The sequence below is a fragment of the Shimia sp. MIT1388 genome (assembly GCF_047124445.1).
Lineage (GTDB): Bacteria > Pseudomonadota > Alphaproteobacteria > Rhodobacterales > Rhodobacteraceae > Shimia.
The window spans coordinates 3,606,740-3,632,624 of the sequence record NZ_CP138921.1 but is presented as its reverse complement, the minus strand read 5'-3'; the positions used below and the strand labels follow the sequence as shown (position 1 = coordinate 3,632,624).

Annotated in this window: 15 protein-coding genes; 12 read left to right on the top strand and 3 right to left on the bottom strand. The window is 61.4% G+C overall.

From position 1 onward, the window contains the following. Positions 1-9: 9 nt before the first annotated feature. On the bottom strand, positions 10-1,038 hold the full coding sequence (locus SIB92_RS17810) for a glycosyltransferase family 2 protein (protein ID WP_412553305.1): 1,029 nt from the start codon (positions 1,036-1,038) through the stop codon (positions 10-12). 222 nt (positions 1,039-1,260) lie between these two features. Between SIB92_RS17810 and SIB92_RS17805 the strand changes: the two genes are divergently transcribed. Beyond that, the gene (locus SIB92_RS17805; RefSeq protein ID WP_412553304.1) at positions 1,261-2,922 is read left to right on the top strand and encodes an ABC transporter substrate-binding protein; all 1,662 of its coding nucleotides are present in this window, start codon (positions 1,261-1,263) and stop codon (positions 2,920-2,922) included. A gap of 4 nt (positions 2,923-2,926) precedes the next feature. On the opposite strand, the gene SIB92_RS17800 is transcribed toward SIB92_RS17805, so the two are convergent. Further along, complete coding sequence (locus SIB92_RS17800) at positions 2,927-4,033, bottom strand: zinc ABC transporter substrate-binding protein (RefSeq protein WP_412553303.1); 1,107 nt, start codon at positions 4,031-4,033, stop codon at positions 2,927-2,929. An 87-nt stretch (positions 4,034-4,120) separates the two neighbouring features. Here SIB92_RS17800 and SIB92_RS17795 point away from each other — a divergent pair, with 87 nt between their 5' ends. From SIB92_RS17795 to SIB92_RS17785, 3 genes are read left to right on the top strand one after another with little or no spacing between them, the layout of a single operon-like run. Continuing rightward, a complete protein-coding gene (locus SIB92_RS17795) occupies positions 4,121-4,603 on the top strand; it encodes a Fur family transcriptional regulator (RefSeq protein ID WP_412553302.1) in 483 nt (160 codons plus the stop codon). Then, the gene (locus SIB92_RS17790; RefSeq protein WP_412553301.1) at positions 4,600-5,358 is read left to right on the top strand and encodes a metal ABC transporter ATP-binding protein; all 759 of its coding nucleotides are present in this window, start codon (positions 4,600-4,602) and stop codon (positions 5,356-5,358) included. The genes SIB92_RS17795 and SIB92_RS17790 overlap by 4 nt, the downstream gene beginning before the upstream one ends. A 1-nt stretch (position 5,359) precedes the next feature. Continuing rightward, positions 5,360-6,160, top strand: coding sequence for a metal ABC transporter permease (locus SIB92_RS17785; RefSeq protein WP_412555867.1), 801 nt, complete (start codon positions 5,360-5,362; stop codon positions 6,158-6,160). Between the two features lie 85 nt (positions 6,161-6,245). Here the strand turns inward: SIB92_RS17785 and SIB92_RS17780 are convergent, their stop codons facing one another. Next, entirely contained in the window at positions 6,246-7,490 is a 1,245-nt protein-coding gene (locus SIB92_RS17780; RefSeq protein ID WP_412553300.1) for a serine hydrolase domain-containing protein, read from the bottom strand. 185 nt (positions 7,491-7,675) lie between these two features. Here SIB92_RS17780 and SIB92_RS17775 point away from each other — a divergent pair, with 185 nt between their 5' ends. From SIB92_RS17775 to SIB92_RS17740, 8 genes are all read left to right on the top strand, one after another. Then, positions 7,676-10,147 carry a calcium-binding protein gene (locus SIB92_RS17775; RefSeq protein WP_412553299.1) on the top strand — a complete coding sequence of 824 codons (2,472 nt, stop codon included), beginning with the start codon at positions 7,676-7,678 and terminating at the stop codon, positions 10,145-10,147. After that, entirely contained in the window at positions 10,140-10,649 is a 510-nt protein-coding gene (locus SIB92_RS17770) for a hypothetical protein (protein WP_412553298.1), read from the top strand. The genes SIB92_RS17775 and SIB92_RS17770 overlap by 8 nt, the downstream gene beginning before the upstream one ends. 94 nt (positions 10,650-10,743) lie before the next feature. Beyond that, a complete protein-coding gene (locus SIB92_RS17765; RefSeq protein ID WP_412553297.1) occupies positions 10,744-11,568 on the top strand; it encodes a glycosyltransferase family 2 protein in 825 nt (274 codons plus the stop codon). After that, a complete protein-coding gene (locus tag SIB92_RS17760) occupies positions 11,565-12,932 on the top strand; it encodes an oligosaccharide flippase family protein (protein WP_412553296.1) in 1,368 nt (455 codons plus the stop codon). The genes SIB92_RS17765 and SIB92_RS17760 overlap by 4 nt, the downstream gene beginning before the upstream one ends. A 98-nt stretch (positions 12,933-13,030) precedes the next feature. Beyond that, on the top strand, positions 13,031-19,465 hold the full coding sequence (locus SIB92_RS17755) for a type I polyketide synthase (RefSeq protein ID WP_412553295.1): 6,435 nt from the start codon (positions 13,031-13,033) through the stop codon (positions 19,463-19,465). Then, on the top strand, positions 19,462-20,472 hold the full coding sequence (locus SIB92_RS17750) for a glycosyltransferase family 2 protein (protein WP_412553294.1): 1,011 nt from the start codon (positions 19,462-19,464) through the stop codon (positions 20,470-20,472). Before SIB92_RS17755 ends, SIB92_RS17750 begins: the two co-directional genes overlap by 4 nt. Further along, on the top strand, positions 20,469-25,130 hold the full coding sequence (locus SIB92_RS17745) for a MupA/Atu3671 family FMN-dependent luciferase-like monooxygenase (RefSeq protein WP_412553293.1): 4,662 nt from the start codon (positions 20,469-20,471) through the stop codon (positions 25,128-25,130). The genes SIB92_RS17750 and SIB92_RS17745 overlap by 4 nt, the downstream gene beginning before the upstream one ends. Continuing rightward, on the top strand, positions 25,127-25,861 hold the full coding sequence (locus tag SIB92_RS17740; RefSeq protein ID WP_412553292.1) for a 4'-phosphopantetheinyl transferase family protein: 735 nt from the start codon (positions 25,127-25,129) through the stop codon (positions 25,859-25,861). The genes SIB92_RS17745 and SIB92_RS17740 overlap by 4 nt, the downstream gene beginning before the upstream one ends. The last annotated feature ends 24 nt before the right edge of the window (positions 25,862-25,885 follow it).

Sequence of the window (25,885 nt, the reverse complement as noted above, 5' to 3'; positions counted from 1 at the left end):
ACGTTTGTGTCAGGAATTCTTATAGTTGGCTTGTTGATACCACTTTACCAACTGCCGCTGCAAATCGCGAGGGGGCACCTGACTGCTACCAGCGCAAAGGATTTGTGACATGAGCTCCTGCACCTCCGGTTGCGCAATCAGAGCCTCAAACCGCTCTTGATGCCATTTCACGCCCGCCGCATGCGTCTCTGCAACGCCATCGATGGCCCGCAATCGCATCAGTTCGCGTTCTGTTGCCGGGCGCATGTTTGCGATGGAGGTGTTTTCCTCGGTGTTGAAATTGCGCTCCACCCAATACGCGAGATCGACCTTTTTGGTCGCGCGGTTGGGCAGCCCCCTGTCGCGCTTGACTACAAAGGCCGCCGCCGAGCGCACCGCGTAGTGGTTCAACTCCACCAAGTCCCGCGCGACGCCGAGGTCATAGAGCGACAAACGTTGCGGGGTCTTGGCCAGAAACGGATGCACCGGTCGGCCAGAGCCATCGATCATTTTAGGCAAGCCAGCCTTTTCCGGGTCTTTCTGCTTGGGGCGATGCACGCCCAACTGATTGAAAGGCCCCTTCGCGCGAAACAGCGTTTTGAACAGGCTGGCCGCCACCGGATATTGCGCCTCCGCCGGGATACAGCGGGTGAACTGTTCGGTGACCGGCGTATCCTCAATGGCGACGCGCTCGTTGTTGCCAAACAGCCGCCAGGGCAAGACGATTGCGTCAGTATCTGCTGGGATTTTGCCCACCAGATCCGGAATTTGATGTCCCGGCACATGGATGTTGAGGAACTCATCCACATCCGTGACCATGATCCAGTCTGCCGCTTTGCGCAGCGGATGCTTCCACGCCTGTCGCAGTGCCTGCCACTGGATGCTTTTGTTTGGCTCTGGAACATGCGGTACATGCACCACCTCGCCGGCCTCCGACAACAGAGACAACATCTGATCCGTGCCATCATCACAGTCGTTTGAGTAGATCAGAAAATCGGTCACCCCCGCGCCGCGATGGTGCGCAATCCACTCCAACAGATAGGGCGCTTCATTTCGCACCGATGTGACGCTCAAAATGCGCAACGAACTGGCCTCAAGGTTTGTTTGAACTGTGCATACCACAGCGCGCAGGCACGGCTAAACAGCCCTTAAGAAAAACATCCTAAGCTGAGTCTTGCCGGAAACACCTGTCAGATCACAGGCTTATGTCTTGCCCCTGCAACACACACGGTGAAGAATAGAGACACGCCACCTCGACCTCCGCCCGCTCAAGAGGACGCCATGAATTTTACCAAGCGCAACGGACAGCCAATGCCCTCCCACCTTCTTCACCACGCAGACAAAGTGCGACGAGGCGGCGTGGATCGGCGGGAATTTCTGGCTTTGGCAAGCGCGTTTGGGGCCACCTCCGCCACTGCTTACGGAATGTTGGGCTTGTCCACGCCCGCGGCAGCGCAAACAGCGCCCAAACAGGGCGGCACGGTACGCATTCAGCAGGAAGTGCGCGCGCTCAAAGACCCGCGCCTGTTTGATTGGCCACAGATCGCCAATTTTACACGTGGTTGGCTGGAAACCCTGATCACCTATGAAAGCGATGGCACGTTTAAGCCCGCGCTTCTGGAGAGTTGGGAGATTTCTGACGACGCCAAAACCTACACGCTCTTCGTGCGCAAAGACGTAACCTGGAACAACGGCACCGCCTTCACCACAGAGGACGTGGCCCGCAACATCCGCGGCTGGTGTGACCGTGACATGGCTGGCAATTCGATGGCTGGGCGCTTTGCCACACTGATTAATCCCAACACCAACCAAGCGCTGGAGGGCGCCATTGAAGTGGTGGACGGTCACACGGTGCGGCTCAACCTGCCCAAACCCGACATCTCCCTGATCCCCGGCATGGCGGATTACCCTGCCGCCATTGTGCCGGAGGAGTTTGATGCCGCGACGATGCTGGAACAACCCATTGGCACAGGCCCTTACTTGCCAGAGAGTTTGATCCCCGGAGAAAAAGGCGTGCTTGTGCGCAATGCCAGCCATAGCTGGTGGAATGCGGGCAATGGCGCCTGGCTGGACCGGATCGAGTTCCTTGATTTTGGCACCGACCCCGCCGCCTGGGCCCGCGCGGCGCGGGATGGGGAGATCGACATGACCTACTCCGTGGACGGCGAATACGCCGATCTGATTGGCAGCTTTGACGGCTGGACCAAACATGACGTGATTTCCATGGCCACGGTAGTCGTCCGCCCCAATCAGGCGGCCGAGGTGGGCGGCATCAAACCGTATGCGGACCTGCGAGTCCGCCAAGCGATTATGAAGGCCGTGGACAATGGCATTCTGCTGGAGCTAGGCAATGAAGGACGCGGAGAAGTCGCGCAAAACCACCACATTGGACCAGCCCACCCGGAATACTCCGACATTGGCGTACCGGAGTATGACCCTGAAGGCGCAAGGGCATTGTTGAAAGAGGTGGGCGCCGAGGATTTCGAGATGGAAATTCACACCATCGACGACGCCTGGCGCAAAAACACCACCGATGCCGTTGTGGCGCAGTTGCGGGACGCTGGTTTCAAAGCCAAAACCCGTGTGGTGCCGGGCAACACCTATTGGGACAACTGGGACAGCTTCCCGTTTAGCGCCACGGACTGGAACCACCGCCCACTGGGCGTGCAAATCTGGGCGCTGGCCTATCGCAGCGGCGAGGCGTGGAACGAGTTTGGCTATTCAAACCCTGCATTTGACGCAATTCTGGACGAGGCCCTCGGCACCGTGGACATCGACAAGCGTCGCGCGTTGGTCGCGCAGGGGGAAAAAATTCTGCAAGACGACGCGGTGACCATCCAGCCCTATTGGCGTGCTTTGGCAAACCACACGGTGGATGGGTTGGCAGGCGGGGCGCATCACATCTCGTTTGAGATCCGCCCCGCCGAGTTGCATTGGACCTGACGCCTTAGTGCGACAGGCAGGCCTCAAACTGGTTGGCCAATGTCTGGATCAGGTCCACATAGTTTGGCGTGTCCTGCTTGGCTCCGGTTGGGTCCAGCTCCTCGGAATGCAGATCGAGACCTTCGCTGATCGCTTTCACGATGTCGTCGTTAAACTGCGGCTCTGTAAAAACGCAGGAGATGTTGTTGTCGGCCAAAACATCCTGAATGCCCTTCAGACGCGCGGCACTTGGCGCGGCCCCATCGCCGTTCAGGAAAGCCCCGGACGCCGCCAGATCAAAGCGGGTCTCGAAATACTGGTAGGCATCGTGAAACACCACAAAGCCTTTGCCCTGTAGCGGCGCCAGTTGTTCTGAAATTGATGCCGTGAGGCCGGCCAGTTCCGCATCCAGATCTGCCGCATTGGCACGATAGGCCGCTGCGTTGTCCGGATCGATTTCAGAAAGCTTCAATGCAATTGCGCTGGCCCAAAAACGCGCGTTTTCAGGGTCAAGCCAGGCATGCGGGTCAACACCTTCATGGCTGTGACCATCATGGGAGCCATGGTCGTCATGCTCTTCGTGATGATCGTCGTGACTCTCTTTGTGCTCTGCATGCTCGTCGTCTTCATGCTTTTCATGATCGTCATGATCCTCGTGCGCATGGTCATCATGCTTGTCGTGCTCATCATGCTCGCCATGATCCGCGTGCTCGTCATGTGCGTCGTGATGCTCATCCCCATGATCATGGTGATCTTTGCCGCCCAATGACATTTCGATGAACGTCTCACTCTCGCGGAATTCCAATTCGCGCGTGCCGTTCAGGTGCAACAGCTCGAGGGTGGCGGCCTCACCCGCCAACGACTCAATCGAGTCCTCCAGCATCGGCGTCAATTCTGCCCCAACCCAAATCACCAGATCAGCGTTCTGTAGTGCGCGGGCCTCGGATGGGCGCATGGCGTAATCATGCGGCGAGACATTGGCAGGCAGCAACTGCTGAGAGGTACCAACCCCGTCCATCACCTTGGCAACAAGCGCTTGAATTGGCGCAATATCTGTCACCACCTTTGGGGCATCGGCCTGCGCGGAAAATGCTACAAGAGAGGCCGCGAAGGCCGCGCTGATGATTCGCATGAGGGTATCCTCTGATTTGAATATTTGCGCTGGCTCTAGTGTAAATGTTATACTATATCAAGTCATCCTTTTGAGTGGAGAGGCGACATGCAAACTGTGGGCTTTGGACAGCATGATCACGCGGCCTGTGTTGGGGGCGGGATGAAAGCCGCCGAAGACGCCTGTGCTGCGCAAGGGCTGCGGCTCACCAAAGGGCGGCGGCGGGTGCTGGAAATCCTGCTTCAGGAACACCGCGCCATGGGGGCTTATGACATCCTTGGCATGTTGTCGGACGAAGGCTTTGCCTCGCAACCACCGGTGGTCTATCGCGCGCTGGATTTTCTGGTAGCAAACGGCTTTGCCCACAAAATCCAGAAGCTCAACGCCTACATCGCTTGCGCCCATCCGGGAGACTCGCACACGCCGGTTTTCCTAATCTGTCGCGCCTGTGAAACCGTGGCGGAAACCGCCGCGCCACTACAATCCACTCTAGGCGAAGTGGCTGATAAAATTGGGTTTCAAATCGAAAACACCATTGTCGAGGCGGAGGGGATGTGCCCAACCTGTCGCAAGACGGAGACCGCCGCATGAGGCTGGTGACCATCAATGGCCTGTCTGTGCAGCACGGCAGCCATCAGGCCTTGGCCAATGTCGCGCTGACCATCGACAAGGGTGAGATTGTCACCATTGTGGGGCCCAACGGCAGCGGTAAGTCGACTTTACTGCGCTGTATCATCGGGGCTTTGAAGCCAGACAGCGGCACCATTCTGAAAGCCGCGGGCATGCGAATTGGCTATGTGCCCCAGAAGCTTGCGATTGATGCGACCATGCCACTGACGGCAGCGCGGTTTTTGTCTTTGCCCAAGCGGCGCAGTGCGGCGGATATTCAAGCGGCGTTGCAACAGGTTGGCGCAGATGGGTTGCAAGATCGCCCAATGGCGGGCTTGTCTGGCGGGCAGTTTCAGCGCGTGTTGTTGGCGCGGGCTTTGATGGACAAGCCGGATCTGCTCATTCTGGACGAGCCGACCACCGGCTTGGACCAACCCGGCTCAGCCGATCTCTACACCCAAATCGAACAAGTGCGCCGAGACACCGGAGCGGCAGTCCTGATGGTCAGTCACGAGCTGCATGTTGTGATGAGCGCGTCGGACCGTGTGGTCTGTCTTAACGGCCATGTATGTTGTCACGGCACGCCGGAAATTGTCGCCTCAGCACCAGAATATCGCGCGCTGTTTGGCACCGGCACCCATGGCGCACTGGCGCTTTATCGGCACGAACATGACCACCACCATCACCACGATCATGACGATGCGCATGATTGCGGGCACGACCACGGATCCCATTGATATGTTTGACGACTTCCTGATCCGCGCGCTCTTTGCAGGCGTGGGTGTGGCCTTGGCCGCTGCGCCTCTGGGCTGCTTCGTTGTTTGGCGCAGGATGGCCTATTTCGGCGACGCCACGGCGCATGCGGCGATCCTTGGCGTGGCGCTGTCTTTGGGGTTTGGGGTTTCGGTGTTTGTGGGGGCCATGGGCGTGGCTTTGGCGATGGCGTTGACCGTGTCCAACCTGTCGGAAAAAGGCTATGGCGTGGACACCATTCTGGGCGTTTTGGCCCATTCCGCGCTGGCGTTTGGCCTTGTGGCGGTGTCGTTTCTGCGCGGTGTGCGGCTGGACCTGAACTCCTATCTGTTTGGCGATATTTTGGCGGTCAGCAAGATTGATCTGCTGGTGATCTGGATCGGCGCGGCGATTGTGATCGGGCTGATGGCCTGGCGCTGGCAGGCGCTTTTGACCTCCACGGTGAACCGCGGACTGGCCTATGCTAGCGGGATCAATCCCAAGCGAGAACAACAACTTATGACGCTCGGCCTCGCGATCGTGGTGGCTGTCGCAATCAAGGTTGTCGGCGCGTTGTTGATTGTCGCGATGCTGATCATTCCGGCGGCGGCGGCGCGCGCGGTGGCGCGCTCACCGGAGGCGATGGCCTTTGGCGCGGCGGGTATTGGCGCGCTGGCGGCGGTGGGCGGATTGGGCCTGTCTTATCAGATGGACACCCCTGCCGGACCGTCGATTGTCTGCGCTGCTGCGGTGCTGTTTCTGGCGCTCAATCTGGTGGCGCAGATGGTTCTGAAGAGCGCCCGTTAACCCGCCAAAATCCACGTCGGTATTGCGTCGGTATCACGGCTGTTTTGCGGAGGTGCGTATTTTTGCGCACCAGCGCCGTTAACCTTTAGCTGGTCAACGCCGCATGTACCAAAGCTTTGAGCTGTGGCCGGGTTGGGTAAGAACTCGACGGCGAGAGCTGCGTGAAGAATACCACTGAGAGCTTTTCCACCGGATCGATCCAGAAGAAGGTGGAAGCCATGCCGCCCCAGCTGAAGTCGCCGACACTGCCCGGGCAACGGGCGCGGGCCGGATCGAGTACCACTGCACCGCCCAAACCAAAGCCCATGCCATCCATCGGCTGCTCAGCAAAACTCATTGGCCCCATGGAGGCGATGTCGCCGGGCAGGTGATTGGAGGTCATGAAGCGCACGGTGCGCGGCGACAGCAGACGCACATCGCCCAGCGCGCCACCCCGGCGCAGCATTTCGGCAAAGCGCAGGTAATCGTCCATCGTGCCCACAAGCCCGCCACCGCCGGAGTGCATGGAAGCATTGAGGAAGGGCGAGCCGTCGGTTGTGTCCACAAGGCGCAGGGTGTCCGCGCCAATCTTTGCTTGATTCAGCGCCATCGCGTCACCTTCAAGCGGGGTATACAGATCGGCAAACCGATCCTCGGTGCCGGGGATGACCGAAAAGCCGGTTTCCGACATGCCCAGCGGATCGAGGATTTCACTTTCTAGGAACTCGGCGAGGCTCTGCCCGGTGATGACTTCGATCACACGGCCCAGAATGTCGATACTGACGGAGTATTCCCAGCGCGTGCCGGGTTGAAACGCCAAAGGCAGGGCCGCCACCTGATCCGCCATATCGGACAGCGGGCCCTGGTTGGCTTTGAACATCAAGTCCTGCGCGTCCATCTGTTTGGCTAACAGGCCGGGATTAAACGGGTAGCTCAGACCACTGGTGTGGGTTGCAAGTTGATGCAGGGTGGGCGTGGCGCAGGGTTCCACCTGATCCATCGTCGAGGCGCCAGGCACCAGCGCGTGGCAGTCTTTGAAGGCGGGAATGAAATTGGACACCGGCGCATCCAGATGCACAAGGCCGCGCTCCACCAACATCATCAGCGCAACCGTGGTGACCGGTTTGGTCATGGAATAGATCCGCGCCACGGTGTCCCGCTCAAACGGAGTGCCAGCGGCGATGCTACGCAAACCGGTGGCGTGGTCAAACACCACGTCACCATCGCGTGCGATCAAAGCACCGCAGCCGGCATATTTGCGATCGGTGACAAGTTGGTCCATCCAGCCCGACAGCTGCGCCAAGCGGTTGGTGTCAAACCCCCGGTCCTGCGGTAGAGCTGTGCCGATCATGGATGCCTCCCAAACTGCCTGATCTGACGCCAACAGTGCCTTTTGGGAGGGGCCACGGGCAAGGTGGTAAGACTACGTAGTTCGTTCAACCCTAACCCTAGGTCCCTATTCCCGAGCAATCCCCTTTGAACAGCCCCCTAAATCGCCCATATTGGACCCAACAACAGGCTAGGAGGACGCGGCGCGTGTTCACAAAGACCTTGAAACAGAGACTTGGGGCGGCGGTTGCGGCAGTTTCCCTATTGGTGACGGCGCAAATTGCCGCTGCGCAGGACACAGCCCAGACCACAGAGCCCCCTGCCCCGCAGACGGTCTATGTGTTTGGCAACAGCCTGGTGCATCACCTGACCGACACCGATGAAACCGCGGTGCCACATTGGTTGAGCCAAATGGCAGTGGCGGCTGGCACGGAATTAAAACTGGACGGGCAATGGGGCTTTCTACGCGACTTTGCCAAAAGCGAGACGCCCAGCGCCGGATGGCGGTTCAACGATGTGACCCGTGGCTGGACGCGGGATTACCGCAACTTTGCCGATGTGAACTGGGACACGATTGTGATCACCCCGGCGAACTTCATTCAGTATCAAGACGCCGACAAAGCCTTCCATGGCGACAACCCGGACAATGCCTCCCCCCTGTCGGCCACGCTGGACGTGATCGACACCATGCAAAGTGCCGTTGGTCCGGTGCGGATTGCGATCTATGAAGGCTGGGCTGACATGGGCAGTCAGGTCAAAAAGTTCCCGCCCAGCGCGCGGCAAATGCGCAAGTATCAGCGGTTCAACAGTGGCGATTATCACGAGTGGTTTGAGGACTATGTCGACGCGCTGCGCGACGCCCGGCCGGATGCGGAGATTGACCTGATCCCGGTGGCAAGCACCTTGGCCGAGCTGATTGAGGGGGGCGTTCTGGATGGGTTGGACGCGGAGGTGTTTTACACCGACGATGCGCCCCATGGCACGCCGACGACCTATTTCCTCGCAGCCGCAATCACTTATGTGAGCCTCTATGAGGCGGAATTGCCTTTGGTGCTGGATATTCCGGAGAGCATCCATGCGGATGTGCGCACCTATTGGGAAGCGGTGCGTGATGAAATCCACCGGCTGGTGTTGAAACCTTTGCAGCAAGCGGCGGCCCGGGAGGTGCCGTCCGGTGTGCCCTTTCGCACGCCAGACGGAGATGCGCCGCAGCTAGCGGGACTTGGGCTGGCCGATCCGGCGCTGGCCATGGGGTTGAGCGGGATCAGCGATTGGTCCACGCAGCAGCCGTTTATCAACGTGATGAAAACCGCGCGGCCTTGGGTGGGGCATCTGCCCGGCCAATGGGGCGGCGTGAGCTTTGATGAGCTGGACGCACGCGGCTTGCTGGACGAAGAGGGCTGGGTCTGGGGCGTGCCGGAGGACATCGAGTCGGTTGAGGCGCTTATCCTGACCGACCTACCGGAAGAGGCCAGTGGGCTGGCCGGGCGCTATCGGGTGACGTGGCAAGGCGTGGGGGAGATTGAGCTTACTGGTCGCGCGCGGGTGACCTCCAAAGCGCCGGGGGAGATCTGGTTTGACTTCACGCCGGGCGAAGGGCCGGTGGGGATCAAAATCCGCCAGCCGGACCCCGACATGACCGGCGATTATGTGCGCAATATTCAGGTGATCGCGCAGCCCTACATCCTGCTTGCCGAGGCGGGCGCGGTGTTCAATCCTATGTGGCTCAACGTGGTCGATGACCTGCGCATGGTGCGGTTTATGGATTGGATGAAGACCAATGGCTCCACCCAGTCCGGTTGGGACGGGCGGCCCTTGGAGAGTGACTTCACCTATGGCTGGCGCGGGGTGCCGGTGGAGGTGATGGTGCGGCTGGCCAATGAGATTGGCGCAGACCCGTGGTTCACCATGCCGCATCTGGCGGATCAGGGCTATCTGACCGCTTTTGCCAGCTATGTGCACGACCATCTGGATGCCGAGCTCAACACTCATGTCGAATACTCCAACGAAATGTGGAACTGGGGCTTTGAGCAGGCGCAATGGGCGTTGAAAGAGGGCGAGGCGCGTTGGGGCAAAGGCCAGGACGTGCAGATGCAGTTTGCCGGCATGCGGGCGGCGGAGATGGCGCGCATTTGGGGCGAGGTGTATGGCGAGGTGGCCGAGGGGCGGTTGACGCGGGTGATTGCGACACACACCGGCTGGCCGGGTTTTGAAAAAGGGCTTTTGCAAGCGCCGCTGTGGCAGGCAGAGGGCAACCCCGCGCCGGTGAGCTTGTTTGAGGCCTACGGGGTGACCGGCTATTTTGGCGTGACGTTGGGCATGGAAGACGAGGGCTCAAAAGAGCTGCGCGGTTGGCTTGATACGGCACGCAAACAGGCGGAAGCGGCGGGGGTAGCAGAAGGGCTGCAACGGGCGGCGCTGACGACCTATGTGGACGACCACGCCCATGAGGGCGTTGCGGCGCAGGCGGCAGAGTGGTTGCGCAAGGGCGAGTTGAAAGAACTGACCGGCAAGCTGTTGCCGTATCACCGCGACGTGGCGCGCAAGAATGGTCTGAAGCTGGTGATGTATGAAGGCGGCAACCATGCGGTGGGCGTGGGTGTTGAGGCCAATGATGCGGCGCTAACGGCGTTTTTTTACAGAGTTCAGCACAAGCACCGAGATGGGCGCGATGTATGAAGAGCTGCTGGCCGCATGGCGCAGTTTGGGTGGGCAGAGCTTCAATGCCTTTACCGATGTGGGCAAGCCGAGCAAATGGGGCAGTTGGGGGCATCTGCGGTATCTCGGGGACAAGACACCCCGGCACGATGTGTTGATGGACTACAACCTGACCGGCCCCCATTGGAGCGAAGACCGTGCGGAGGACACTTTCCTGCACGGCGGGATTTACCTTGGTGACGACGACACCAACCGGCTGGAAGGCACCGGCAAGCGCGATGTGCTGTTGGGCATGGGCGGCAATGATGTGCTGGTGGCGCGGGGACCGGGCGACCTGTTGCATGGCGGACCGGGCACAGATCGGGCGATTTTGCCAGGGACACAGAGCGAGTATGAATTCAGCCGCGAGGGTACACAGGTGCGGGCAATTGCAGACGGGCGCAGCTATCTTTTGACCGAGATGGAGGCTGTGGCCTTTGAAGACGCCCCCGCGCTGGTGCTGCCACTGAGCGGGCTTTTGTGACACAGGGTTGATGTGAAAGGGGAAATCCCCCTGCCCCGACCTACGCCGATCTGATAGGTTGCGCCAAACGTGACGTCAGAGGCGAGCCAATTCCGTGCTGAGCATTCTCATTCCGGCCAACAATGAGGCCGCCCACATCGGCCCTTGTTTGGAAGCCGTTTTGGCCTCTGACGGGCCGGAGGTGGCGCAGATTGTGGTGGCTGCCAATGGCTGTGACGACGACACGGTGCAGATTGCCGAGAGCTTTCGCACGCAAGCTGAGGACAAAGGCTGGACCCTCACAATTCTTGACCTGCCCGCTTTGGGCAAAATGGGTGCTCTGAACGCTGCCGACGCATCCGCCAGCTTTGGCACCCGCGCTTATCTGGACGCCGATGTTCGGGTCGACCCCGCCCTGATGGGACAAATTGCCGAAGCGCTGAACACAGATGCGCCACGATATGCCAGCGGCACCTTGCGGCTGTCGCGCGCCAAGACATGGGCCACGCGGGCCTATGCGCGCACCTATAGCAAAGTGCCATTTATCACCCACGGCGTTCCTGGCGCAGGATTGTTTGCGGTGAACGCCGCCGGTCGCACGCGCTGGCAGGAGTTTCCCGGCATCATTTCGGACGACACGTTTGTGCGACTCAACTTCACACCGGAGGAGCGCATCGGCACCGCAGCGGGCTACGATTGGCCGCTGGTTGAAGGATTCGCCGCCTTGGTCAAAGTGCGGCGGCGCCAGAACGCCGGTGTTGACGAAATTAAGGCACGGTTTCCGGAGCTGCTCAAAAACGACGACAAATTCACGCTTAGCTTGGGCACAAAACTAACCATGATGCTGCGCGACCCGTTGGGCTTTGCGGTCTATGCGGCGGTCTCGATTGTGGTGAAGCTTTCACCGCAAAAATCTGGTTCCTGGGAACGCGGAAGATGAGCCGCCTCAAAAGCCTCACGCAGGGCAATTCGCTTGCCGCCCGCGCCATTCGCAGTGGCGGCTGGACCATCCTCGGATATGGCGGGTCTCAAGCGCTGCGACTGGCCTCCAACCTGATCCTCACTCGCCTGCTTTTTCCAGAGGCCTTTGGCCTGATGAGCCTTGTTTGGGTCTTCTTGCAGGGGCTGTCCAACCTATCGGACATGGGCGTGACCCAGTCGATCCTGCAAAGCAAACGCGGCGAGGACCGCGCCTTCCTCGACACTGCCTGGACCATACAGGTGTTGCGCGGGGTGTTCCTGCTGATCCTGACATGGGCTTTGGCTGTGCCAGCGGCGGCGTTTTATGACGCGCCGGAGCTGGCCGAGATCCTGCCGGTGGTCGGTCTGACCCTGCTGATCATGGGGCTGTTTCCGACCAAAAAGGACAGCGCCAACCGGCACCTTGCGCTGGGGCGGATCACGATGATCGACCTGTCAGCACAGGTGATTGGATTGGTGGTCGGTGTGGCCATTGCCTGGGCCACTGGATCGGTTTGGGCCTTGGTCGCCAATGCGGTGACCACCACGGTCATGCAGTTGATTTTATACTATATTTTCCTACCCGGCGCGATCAACACACCGCGCTGGGACAAGCCCGCCGCCGGCGAACTGATCCAGTTTGGCAAGTGGATTTTCCTCTCCACCGCCGCCGGCTTCCTGCTGTCTCAAGGTGACAAAATTGTGCTGGGCAAACACCTCAGCCTCGGCGCGCTTGGCGTCTACAACATCGGCTACTTCCTGGCGTCCTTCCCGCTGCTGCTGGGCGGGATGCTGATGCGGCGGATCATGATCCCGATTTACCGCGAAAAGCCGCCCAGTGAGAGCGCCGAGAACCGCGCCAAATTGCACAAGATGCGCATGCTGTTGAGCGGCGGGTTGATGGGGCTTTTGACGCTGTTTGCCCTGATCGGCGTCTGGCTGGTCGCCGCGCTTTATGACCCGCGCTATGCGCTGGCCGGGGGTGTGGTAGTGCTTTTGGCGGTGATGCAAATCCCGCAGGTGATTGCCCTGACCTACGATCAGGCCGCACTGGCCGCGGGAGACAGCCGCGGATTCTTTCTGCTGGCCGCGACACGGGCGGCGCTGATGATGGTGGGCCTGATGATCGGGGCGAGCCAATATGGCCTCACCGGCGCCTTGATTGGGCAAGGTCTGGCGATGGTTTTGGCCTATCCGGCGGTGGTCTGTCTGGCGCGGGCACATGATGCCTGGGACGCGCGCCATGATGCGGTGTTTTGGACTGTTGGCATTGGTATAGGCGGCCTTGCCTTTTGGCTACATCAGAGCGCGATCGTTAAGCTTTCTGCCCTCAATTTGCCCTGATTTCACCTTCCTACTGGTCCGATGGGATTCTATCTTTAAGCCAAGTGTAAGAGTCCCCCTATCAGAAGGGGACCTACGAAGGCGTAATGGAATAGCAGGTGGATGTGGTGACAAGCCCGACGGACCAACCGGTCGCAGAGACGGATATTGCAATTGTGGGCATGGCGGCCCACCTGCCCGGCGCGGGCGGGATTGATCAGTATTGGCACAACCTGCGCAACGGCATCCGTTCCATCCGCAAGCTGAGTGAAGACGAGCTTCTGGCCAATGGCGAGAGCCGTGCCAAGATGGCGCATCGCAACTATGTGCCCGCCGCCGCCACAGTTGACGGCTTTGCCGATTTTGACGCCGAGTTTTTTGGGCTGTCTCCGAAAGAGGCCGCAATCATGGACCCGCAGCACCGCCAGTTTCTGGAGGTGAGCTGGGAGGCGCTCGAAAACGCGGGCCATATGCCGGAGCATTTTGGCGGGCCAATTGGGGTGTTTGGTGGCTGCGGCATGGGCAGCTATTTCTATTTCAACATCTGCTCCAACCGCGATCTGGTGGACAGCACCGGCATGTTCCTGTTGCGCCATACCGGCAACGACAAGGACTTCATGACCACGCGGTTGAGCCACATTCTGGATTTGAATGGGCCAAGCCTTGGGTTGCAGACCGCCTGTTCCACCTCGCTGGTGGCGGTGCACTACGCAGCGCAATCGATCCTGAATGGCGAATGTGACATGGCGCTGGCGGGGGGGGTGACCCTCGAGCTGCCCCATGGGCGCGGTTATGTGTTTGAGGATGGCGAGATCCTGTCGCCTGACGGCGAGTGCCATGCCTTTGACCACCGCGCGCAAGGGACCGTTTTTGGCTCCGGCGCAGGCGTGGTTGTGTTGCGGCGGCTGGAGGATGCAATTGCCGAGGGTGATCACATCTGGGCCGTGATCAAAGGTTCTGCGGTCAACAACGATGGGTCGGACAAAGCGGGCTATCTCGCGCCTTCTGTGGGCGGACAGGCGGCGGCGGTGGCCGATGCTTTGGCGATTGCGGATGTGCCTGCGGACACGGTGGATTACATCGAGTGCCACGGGACTGGGACCTATCTGGGCGATCCGATTGAGGTTGCGGCTTTGACGGAGGCGTTTCGCGAAACCACCGAGGAGACCGGGTTCTGTCGTATTGGCTCGGTGAAAACCAACATTGGGCATTTGGACACGGCGGCGGGCGCGGCGAGCTTGATCAAGACATCTCTGGCGCTGCACAACAAAGAGATGCCGCCAAGCTTGGGATTTGAAGCCCCAAACCCGGCGATTGATTTTGAGAGCAGCCCGTTTGCGGTGAACGCCAGCTTGCGGTCATGGGAGAGCCACAAAGGGCCCCGTCGGGCTGGGGTGAACAGCCTCGGTGTGGGCGGCACCAATGCGCATGTGGTGGTCGAAGAAGCGCCCGTGCGGGCGGAGAGTCAGGAAAGCGATTGGCCGTTTCAGCTGATTGCAGTGTCCGGTCGCTCGACCAAGGCGCTGGATGCCAATGCGGCCAATCTGGCGGCGCATCTGCGGGCCAACCCAGAGCAACCTCTGGCCGATGTGGCGCATACGCTGCTGAACGGGCGACGGGCATTTGAGAAGCGGCGAGTGGTGGTGGCCGAAAGTCACGAACAAGCGGCGGACTACCTGGAGAGCGGCAACCTGCGGCGGGTGTTCACGCACACGGCGGAGGCGGAAGCGCCGGAGGTGGTCTTCCTGTTCCCCGGTGGCGGGGCGCAGTATGTCGGCATGGGGCGCGATCTGTTTGAGACCGAGCCGGTGTTTGAAGAGTGGATGGAGCGCGGCTTTGCGCATTTGGCGGGCAAAGGCGGCGAGGAATTGCGCGCTCTGTGGCTGGCCGAAGATGAGGCGGTTGCCGACGCGGAAGAGCGCCTGAAACAGCCCAGCCTGCAACTGCCGCTGATCATGATGGTGGAATACGCGCTGGCGCAGCTCTGGATGAGCTGGGGCGTAAAACCCGCTGCGCTGGTAGGCCATTCCATGGGCGAAAACACCGCTGCTTGTCTCGCCGGTGTGATGTCATTTGAGGATTGCCTCGGGCTGGTGCAGCTGCGCGGGCAGTTGTTTGACACGGTGCCTGCGGGCGGGATGCTGTCCATCCCACTGCCGTTGGCCGAGGTGGAAACGCACCTAACGGACGAGATCGATATCGCCTCGGTGAATGCGCCCGCGTTGACCGTGGTATCAGGGCCGGATGCGGCACTGGATGCTTTGGCCGCCAAGCTGGCAGAGCAGGAGATTGAGACGCAGCGGGTGCCGATCAACATCGCCGCGCATTCGCGCATGTTAGAGCCGATCTTGGGTCGGTTCGGGGATTACCTGCGCACAATTCAGCTTCACGCGCCGCGCCTGCCGATCATTTCCAACCGCACGGGCGCCACGTTGCTGGGCAGCGAAGCGACCGATCCCGACTATTGGGTGGGCCACCTGCGCAACACGGTATTCTTTGCCGATGACATCACCACTCTCGCCCAGGAAAACGGTCGGGTGTATCTGGAGGTTGGTCCGGGCAAAGCCTTGTCCTCGCTTGTAAAAATGCATGGGCAGGTGAAGGCGGACAAGGTGCTGTCCTCCCTACGCCACCCCGAAGATGACATTGGCGATGATGCCTATTTCCTCACAGTCCTGGGCCAGCTTTGGGCCTGTGGCGTGGATGTGGACTTTGACCAATATTGGGGCGACGTGCCGCGCCAGAAGGTGGTGCTGCCGACTTATGCGTTCCAACGCAGCCGCTATTTCATTGAGCCGGGTCAGGGTCAGATCGCGGCGCAAGACGAGTTGTTGATGCGGCTCGAGGACACGGCGGATTGGAGCTATGCGCCGGTGTGGACGCCACGATTGGCCGAGTGTGAGATTGATGTTGAGACCGAGCTGAGTGATGCGGAAAAGCACAGCTGGCTGATCTTTACAGACCAAGGCGGCACTGGCGCAGCGCTGGCCAAACGGTTGCGCGACGCGGGTCAGGATGTGGTCACTGTGTCCACTGGCGACGCCTTTGCCGAAACTGGCCCGGACAGCTATGCGCTGGCGCCGGAGCGCGGGCGGGATGGCTATGACGCGCTGCTTCAGAGCCTTATGAGCAAAGGCCGCGTACCGGATCGCGTTGTGCATATGTGGCTGCTGACCGAGGACGAGAGCCACCGTCCGGGATCGAGTTTCTTCCACCGCAATCAAGAACAGGGGCTGATGAGCCTGTTCTTCCTCGCGCAAGCAGTCAGCGACGAGAACCTGCCCACCCCGCTGCACATCACGGCGGTGAGTTCCGGCGCGGTGCAGGTGCGCAAAGAGGCGCTGCCCTATCCGGAGAAATCCACCGTGCTCGGCGCGGTGCAGGTGATTGGCCGCGAATTGCCCGGTGTGACCTGTGCGCTGCTGGATGTGGAGCCACCCGCGAAGAAAGCGCGAGATGGGCTGGTGGGAAAACTGCTCGAAGACATTCTGGCCGCCCCACGGGCGCAGATCGCGGCCTGGCGCGGTGAAAAACGGTTTGAGCGGTCCTATCGCAAGGTTGCGATGGAGGGTGCTGAGATACCGGTCTTCAAAGACGGCGGCACCTATCTGATCACCGGGGGCTTTGGCGGCATCGGCCTGACGCTGGCGGAGCGCATGATCAAAGACGCCAAGGCCAATGTGGTGCTTCTGGCACGGGACGGCTTGCCTGCACGGAATAGCTGGGCGGATTACCTGCGCGGCCATGCACCGCATGATCGCGTGGCCCAACGCATCCGCGCCGTGGAGCGGCTGGAAAGCCTGGGCGGCAAAGTGCTGCCGCTGGCGGCGGATGTGTGCAATGTCGATGAGATGGCCGAGGCCGTTGACGCGGCGCGCGCGGCCTTTGGCCCCATCAACGGCGTGATCCACGCCGCCGGTGTGATCGACGATGGCCCGCTGTTGGCAAAAACCTCGGCGGGCATCGACGACGTGCTCGCGCCCAAGCTGCACGGCACGCAGGTGTTGGAACAATTGTTCCCGGATGGCAGTCTCGATTGGCTGGTGCTGTTTGCGTCGTCGTCAACCGCCACCGCACCTGCGGGGCAGATCGACTATGTCGCCGCCAACGCCTATTTGAACGCTTACGCGCAATCGCGTCAAAACGACAAAACCCGCGTGCGGGCGATCAACTGGGGTCTTTGGGCCGAGGTCGGCATGGCCGCCGAAGCGGTGGCTGCGCGGCAGGGCCATGTGGTTGATGTGCCGACCGAAGCGATTGACAATCCGCTGCTGCAAGGCGCGGGGTTTGACGCGCAGGGCAACCGGATTTTCACAGCAAGCCTGTCTGCCAAAGACTGGATTTTGGACGAACACCGCACGCTGGATGGCGATGCGGTCATGCCCGGCACCGGGTATATTTCACTGGCCTATGAGGCCTTGAAAGCGCAGGGCGAAACCGCTCCCTTTGCGATACATGACCTGTTGTTCCTGCGCCCGATGCGGGTGAATGACAGCGGCACAGAAATGCGCCTGCGCTTGATCCGCTCGGATGAAGGCTATCGGTTTGAGGTGCAAACAGCGGTGAGCTTTGACGGCCGTCCCGGCTGGCAAACCCACGCCGAAGCGCGGCTGGCGCCGGTGCGATCCGCTGCTCCGGCGGCGCTGGATCTGGAGACGCTCAAGGCGGACTGTCCGGTGCAGCAGAACGGCTTTGGTGCCGCGTTGAGTGCCCCACAAGAAGCGCACATGCGCTTTGGCCCGCGTTGGAAAGTGCTGCGCGAAACCGCGCTTGGGGCACAACAGGGCCTCGCGCGGCTGAGCCTAGACGCGCAGTTTGACGGCGATGGTTTGCAACTGCACCCGGGGCTATTGGACATCGCCACCGGCTGGGCCATGGACCTGATCCCCGGCTATGCGCAGGGGCATTTGTGGGTGCCGGTGGGCTATGACCGTCTGCTACGCCACGGGGCATTGCCTGCCGAGGTGATGAGCCACGTGACCTTGGTCGACGGCAACAGCGATGCTGGGTCTGCCCGGTTTGACGTGGTGCTGTCTGATGCCAATGGCGCGGTGAGCATTGAGGTCAAAGGCCTGTCGTTGCGGCAGGTGGAAACCGCTGCGGGCTTTGCCAAGGCGCAACCGTTGAGCAAGGCGGAAGTCACCTTTGACGAAGACGCGCAGGCGCAAGCACCGCTGTCCGCCGCCGAAGAGCGACTGGCGCACAATCTGTCCCAAGGCATTCCGCCGGAAATGGGCGCCGATCTGTTTGAAGCCGCGCTGCGCGGGAGCCGGTCGCAGGTGGTGATCTCCTCGCTTGATCTGGCAGCCTTGATTGCACAGGCCGAAGCGGGCGCAGATCAGGACAGTGGACCAAGCCAAAGCTTTGAACGGCCGGAGCTGGAAACCGATTATGTCGCGCCGGAAACCGATATTCAGCGCACCCTGGCGGGCTTCTGGCAGGATCTGCTGGGCGTGGAGCAAGTTGGCATCCGAGACAGTTTCTTTGACCTCGGCGGGCACAGCCTGATTGCGGTGCGCCTGTTTGCCATGGTCAAAAAGGCTTGGGCAATTGAGTTCCCGATTTCGGTGCTGTTTGAGGCGCCCACCATTGAAACCTGCGCCGCGATGATTGCGGAGCGGGTTGGTGACGCGGCGCTGGGTGACGATGCGACTGGGGACAGTCCTGCGGAGGCAGAGGCGCGGCCACAAAGCCGGTTCACCCATCTGGTGCCGATGCATCAGGGCGAAGGCGGGCACCGCACGCCGTTCTTCCTGGTGGCGGGCATGTTTGGCAATGTGTTGAACCTGCGCCATCTGGCACATCTGATCGGCGCGGATCGGCCATTCTATGGCCTGCAAGCCCGTGGCCTGTTTGGCGATGCCGCGCCGCATGATGATCTGGTCGAGGCGGCCACGGATTACATTGCGGAGATGAAACAGGTGCAGCCGGAAGGCCCGTACCTGTTGGGTGGCTTCTCCGGCGGCGGCATTACCGCGTACGAGATTGCGCGTCAGCTGGAAGCACAAGGCGAAGAGGTCGCGCTGGTGGCGATGCTCGACACGCCCCTGCCGGTGCGCCGTCCGTTGACGCGTCAGGACCGGATGCGCATCCAGATGCAGGAGCTCAAATCCAAAGGCGCGGCCTATCCGTTGATCTGGGCCAAAAACCGCATTGCCTGGGAGATCGAGAAGCGTCGCCCGACAGAGGAAACCGAAGGTGAGGCGCAGGGGCAGCAGTTCCATGATGCCGAGATCGAGGCGGCCTTCCTACGGGCTGTGGCGCAGTATCCGATGCATGCTTGGGAGGGCAATTTGGTGCTGTTCCGTCCACCGCTGGTCGGCAAATGGGACATGGGCGACGGGCGGCTTGTGGATGCTGACCGCGCCTATGTGTTCCACGACAACGACTGGAGCCAATGGGTGCCCGATGTGCAGGTGTTTGAGGTGCCGGGCGATCATGACAGCATGGTGCTCGAGCCCAACGTGCGGGTACTGGCAACCCGGATGAAAAAGGTGATCGCCGCAGCGGAAAAAGACCTGCCCAAACGGGCGGCGCGGAGGGCGGCAGAATGAGCGGCCCCTCCCTTTTGACCGTGATCCTGAACTGGCGCACGCCGGAGATGACCCTGAAAGCGGCCGAGGCGGCAGCGCGGGAAATGGCCGGGTTCGACGGGCAGATCGTGATTGTCGACAATGACAGTGACGATGGCTCATTTGATGTGATGTCAGCAGGCATTGCTGAGGCGGAGTGGGCCGCGGGCCGCGTCGAGGTGGTGCAGTCGGGCCGCAATGGTGGCTTTGGCGCGGGCAACAACTTTGGCATCCGCCATGGACTGGCGCAGCGGGATTTTGACTTTGTCTACATCCTGAACTCCGACGCCTTCCCCGACGCGGGCAGCATCGCGGCGCTGCTAGAGCATATGGCGCAAATGCCCACCTGCGGTTTTGCGGGCAGCTACATTCATGGCGAAGATAACGAGCCGCATCTGACCGCCTTTCGCTTCCATTCGATTGGTAGCGAGTTGGAAGGCGCGGCGCGGGTCGGCCTGATCAGCCGTGCGTTGCACACACACATCGTCCCCTTGCCGATTCCAGCAGAAACCACGCGGGTGGATTGGCTGGCGGGGGCGTCCATGCTGATGCGGCGCGAAGTGCTGGAACAGATTGGCCTCTTTGACGAGACCTTCTTTCTCTACTTTGAGGAAACCGACCTCTGCCTGCGTGCCCAACGCGCGGGATGGCATACGGATTATGTGCGCTCCAGTTCGGTGACCCATATCGGGTCCGTGTCTACCGGCATGAAAACCTGGCAGCGCATGCCGCAATACTGGTTTGACAGCCGCCTGCATTATTTCCGCAAGAACCATGGCGGGGCTTATGCCTTTGCCGCCACTTTGGCGCATGTCACTGGGGCCTGCCTGTGGAAACTGCGCCGTGTGATTGGCGGCAAACCCAAGCGGGATCCGGATCATTTTCTGCGGGATCTGATCACCCACTACCTGAAATCTCTCTTCATCCGGACGCAGCGCGAACCGTCCAAAATCCCCACTTTGTCTGTTCGCAAGGAGGCCTCCTCATGAGCCTTGATAGTTTCACCAACGCCGCGCCGATGTCCGCCGTGATGATTGGCAACGAAAGCCTGCTGATCCAATGCGCCACGCTCTGGCTCGACACTGGCAACACGCTGACCGCTGTGGTCACGCGCGCGCCGGAAATCCGCGACTGGGCCACCGAAACTGGTCTGCGGGTGATTTCGTCGGATAGTGACATTGCCGCCGAACTGCTGGGGGAGCGGTTTGACTGGCTGTTGAGTGTCGCCAACTTGGACATGTTGTCAGACACCGTTTTGAAGCTGCCCGCCAAAGGCGCGGTGAACTTCCACGATGGGCCATTGCCGCGCTATGCGGGCTTGAATGCGCCAGTCTGGGCGCGCATGGCACAGGAGCCGCGCCACGGCATTACCTGGCACAAGATGGAAGTGGGCGCGGACACCGGCGAGATTGTCGCCCAGCGCATGTTTGACATTGGGCAATCCGACACCGCCCTGACGCTCAACACCAAGTGTTACGCCGCCGCCATCGAAAGCTTTCCGGATGTGATGCGCGCTTTGGGCGAAGACCTCGCCAATACCCGCGCACAGGACATGAGCCAGCGCAGCTATTTTGGCCGCGCCAAACGCCCCGAGGCCGCTGGGCGGATTGATTTCCGCCGCGATGCACAGGATGTGGTGGCGCTGGTACGCGCGCTGGATCATGGCGATTACTTTAACCCGCTGTTTGCACCCAAGATGGTCGCCGCCGGACGGGTGCTGCTAGTGACATCTGCCGAAGTGGCCGAAAGCGCGGGCCGGGGTGAGCCGGGCGCCGTGCTAGCCGTCAGCGAAGACAATGTAACCGTCGCCTGTGGCCGGGGTGCGGTTGTGCTGAGCGGTTTGACCGACGTCACCGGTCAGGCAGAGACCGCCAGCCATGTGATCCGCGCAGGCGAGCGCTTGCCGCTTTTGGACAAAGCTGCCAGCGAGGCGCTGTCCGCCACTATGACCCCGATTGCCAAAGCCGAGCCTTTCTGGCGCGCGCGTTTGGGTGAATTTGTGCCAGCCACCCTGCCATTGATCCGTGGCGCGGGTGATCTGGCCGATTTGCGGCAGCTGCCGCTTGAGATTTCCGAGACTCCCTCCAAGAGTATCCTGACCGCGGTCGCCATTTGGGCGCTGCGGTCAGGCCTTCCGGAGGTCTGTGATGTGGCCTATCGCGGCGCGGAGCATCCGCAAGCCGCCGGGCTGATTTCGCCATGGGTGCCGCTGCGTGTGGGCGCAGAACTGCTGCACGACACGGTGGCCGAGGCCAATACCGCCATGGCCGAGCGCGTGGCGCAGGCCGATGCCAAAGGCAGCTTTGCCAGCGATTTGATTGCCCGCGATCCGGCGCTGTCTGCACCGACCATGCCTGACTTGGCAGTGACAACCGGCGGCTTGGCCGGGCCGATTGAGGGCGCGGCGATGACCGTGGCGATTGGCGCGGCTGGTGCTGTCCTGCATTTTGATGCCGCGCGGGTGTCCCCAGAACATGCCGCGCGTTTGGTGGCGCGGTTGGAGTTGATCTGTGCGCAGATTGGTACCGCGGCCAATGTGGCTGATCTGGATGTCTTGCCCGCGGCAGAGCGCGCCGAGGTGTTGACCGGGTGGAATGCCACTGAGGCACCGCTTGATCCAGATTTTACCATAGCGGCACAGTTTGAGGCGCAGGTGGCCAAGACGCCGGATGCCTCGGCGCTGGTGTTTGAGCATGAGGTGCTCAGCTACGCCGATCTGAACGCCCGCGCCAACCGCGCCGCGCATGTGTTGCGCGACATGGGTGTGACCCGTGGGGCGCTTGTGGGCCTGTGTTTGCGCCGCTCGTCTGATCTGGTGGTCGCTGCGCTGGCGATCCTGAAAGCCGGAGGGGCTTATGTGCCGATGGACCCGGCCTACCCTGCCGACCGTCTGGCGCATTACATCAGCGACAGTGGCGCAGCCGTGATTGTGACCCAAGCCGCACTGACCCGCGACTTGCCCGCGCACACCGCGCAGGTGCTGGAGATGGACACGGACGCGCGGCTCTCTGCGGCATCCGCAGACAATCCAGAAGCCGTCGTATCCGGCGACGACCTCGCCTATCTGATCTACACATCTGGCTCCACCGGCACCCCCAAGGGCGTGATGGTCGAGCACGGCAATGTGGCCAACTTCTTCGCCGGGATGGACGCACGTATCCCCTACGAGGCAGGCGACAGTTGGATGGCGGTCACGTCGCTATCTTTCGACATTTCGGTGCTGGAACTGTTCTGGACGCTCTCGCGTGGGTTCAAGCTGGTGCTGTCCGGCGATGAAACCACCACGCAGATTTCCGGTGGACGCCTGCCGGCCACGGCGGGTGGCATGGATTTCTCGATCTACTACTGGGGCAATGACGATGGTCAGGGCTCCAAGAAATACGAGCTGCTGCTGGAAGGCGCGAAATTTGCCGACGCCCACGGCTTCTGCGCGGTCTGGACGCCAGAGCGGCATTTCCACGCTTTTGGTGGCCCCTACCCCAACCCGTCGGTGACCGGCGCGGCGGTGGCGGCTGTGACCAAACAGATCGGCGTGCGGGCCGGGTCTTGCGTCTCGCCGCTGCACCACACGGCGCGTATTGCCGAGGAATGGGCGGTGATCGACAACCTCACCAATGGGCGTGCGGGCCTTGCGATTGCCAGCGGCTGGCAGCCGGATGACTTTGTGCTGCGGCCGGAAAACACCCCACCGCGCAACCGCGATGTGATGTTTGAGCAGATGGACGACCTGCGCAAACTCTGGCGTGGTGAGGAAGTGGAATTCCCGAAAAAAGACGGCTCCATGCATCCGGTGATGACACAGCCGCGCCCGGTGTCCAAAGAGTTGCCATTGTGGGTGACCACGGCGGGCAACCCGGAGACGTGGAAAGATGCGGGGCGCAACGGCTGCAACGTGCTGACGCACCTGTTGGGGCAAAGCGTGGAAGAAGTGGGGGCGAAGATTGCGCTCTATCATGATGCGCTGCGTGAGGCGGGGCATGATCCGGATGACTTCACGGTCACCTTGATGCTGCACAGCTTCCTGGCCGAGGATCGCGAAAAAGCCCGCGAGATTGCGCGCGAGCCAATGAAAGACTACCTGCGCGCCGCTGCTGGCTTGATCAAAAGCTACGCCTGGGCCTTCCCGGCGTTCAAGAAACCCGAAGGGGTGAACAACGCCTTTGAGCTCGACCTCGGCATCCTGAGCGACGACGAGCTGGAGGAAATCCTCGACTTCGCCTTCCTGCGGTATTTTGAGGACAGCGGGTTGTTTGGCACCGTTGAGGATGCCTTGGATCGGGTGGAACAGGTCAAACGCATCGGTGTGACCGAGATCGCCTGTCTGATCGATTACGGCATCGACAGCGCGACCGTGTTGGAAGGGCTAAAACCGCTGGCCGAGGTGCTGAAACGCGCCAACGAAGGCGGCGAGCTGGACCCTGAGGATGCGTCGATTGCGGCGCAGATGATCCGGCATGAGGTCAGCCACCTGCAATGCACCCCGTCGATGGCACGGCTTTTGACCGCCAACGAAGAAGCGCGGTTTGCGCTGTCCGGTGTGCAGCAGATGATGGTGGGCGGCGAGGCGCTGTCTGGCAGTTTGGTGGCCGATCTGAACGCAGCGAGCGGTGCCCGCGTGCAGAACATGTATGGGCCAACGGAGACCACAATCTGGTCGACCACGGCGATGGCGGACGCGAGCGAAGGCGTGGCCAACATCGGCGCTCCCATTGCCAACACGCAGGTCTACGTGGTGGACGACGCGGGCGCGCCTGTGCCCGTGGGCGTGGCCGGTGAGTTGCTGATCGGTGGCGCAGGGGTGACCCGTGGGTACTGGCGGCGCGAGGAGCTCACGGCGGAGCGGTTTGTGGCCAACCCGTTTGGGGATGGACGTCTCTATCGCACCGGCGACCTTGTACGCTGGCGCGCGGACGGCAAGCTCGACTTCCTTGGACGTGTGGATCATCAGGTGAAGCTGCGCGGCTATCGCATTGAGCTGGGCGAGATTGAAACCCGGCTGGAAGAGGTGCCCGGCGTGGCGCAAGCGGTGGTCATGGCGCGCGAGGACACCGAAGGTGACGTGCGGCTGGTGGCCTATCTACGCGGCGATGTGCCTGCGGAAGCCGACATTCGCACGCAACTGCGCGAGCACCTGCCAAGCTTCATGCGGCCCCAGCATTATGTGACGCTCAAGGACTTCCCGCTGACACCCAACAAGAAGGTCGACCGCAAGGCGCTGCCTCGGCCCGAAGAGACCCGCAAAATCACCACGCCCAAAGTAGAAGTCGCCGCACCAGCAGCGCCTGTGGCGGCGGGCGGTGACATTGCCAAACTGGTCGCGGATGTCTGGGCCGAGGTGCTGGGCGTGCGCGAAGTGGTGGCGACCGACAACTTCTTTGATCTGGGCGGCCACAGCTTGCTGGCGGTGCAGGCCCATCGCGAAATTCGGGCGCGCTCCGGCGCGGCAAAGCTGTCGATCACCGATGTGTTCCGCTTTCCCACGCTCAACGCCTTGGCGGGCCGTGTGCAGGAACTGACCGGCACGCCGAAACCGGCGGATGCGCCGGAGGCCAAAGCCGCCGAAGAGGTCAGCGACCAAGCGCAGAGCCGCGCGGAGACCATGAGCAAGCGCCGCGCGATGCGGGCGCGCCGGAGGGCACGGACATGAGCCTGTCGCCCAACCAGCACCTTGTGGCCCTAAAATCTCTGGCGGAGCGCATTGCCCCGCCACAGGTCGCCGTCGCCGTTACAGATCCCGCGCGTGGCGTGGCCGTTGTGTGGCCGCAGGAAGCCCCGGCCATTGCCCGCGCGGTGCCAAAACGGCGGCGCGAGTTTGCCGCCGGACGGCAAGCCGCGCGACTAGCAATGCAGTCTTTGGGGCAACCGGAGCAAGCGGTGCCGACACGCCCCGACCGTGCGCCGCAATGGCCCAAGGGTCTGACCGGTTCTATCACCCATGACGCCACCAGCTGTGTCGCCATCGTGGGCACAGAGGGCCACTTCCGCGCGTTGGGTGTGGATGTGGAACCGGATGCACCGCTGCATGATGACCTGACCGCCGAGATCTGCCTGCCGCAGGAACGCGCCTGGTTGATGGAGGTGCCTGCACCGCGTCGCGCGTTGATGGCGCGGCGGCTATTTTGCGCCAAAGAGGCGGTTTACAAGGCGCAATATCCCCTGACCCAGACCCTGTTTGGCTTTGAGACCATTCAAGTCACGCTCAACGTGCGCAGCACCGGGTTTACCGCGCGCTTTATGCATTCTGTGGGCGAGGTGCCCGAGGGCACCGTGCTGTCCGGACAATGTGGCACCGGCGGCGGGCATGTGCTCGCCATGGTCACCCTGGGGGCGCAGGCGGGTATGGAGAACGCAAATTTTCCGGTTTGCGCCACGGGATAACCACATTCGCTTGTCATAAATTGT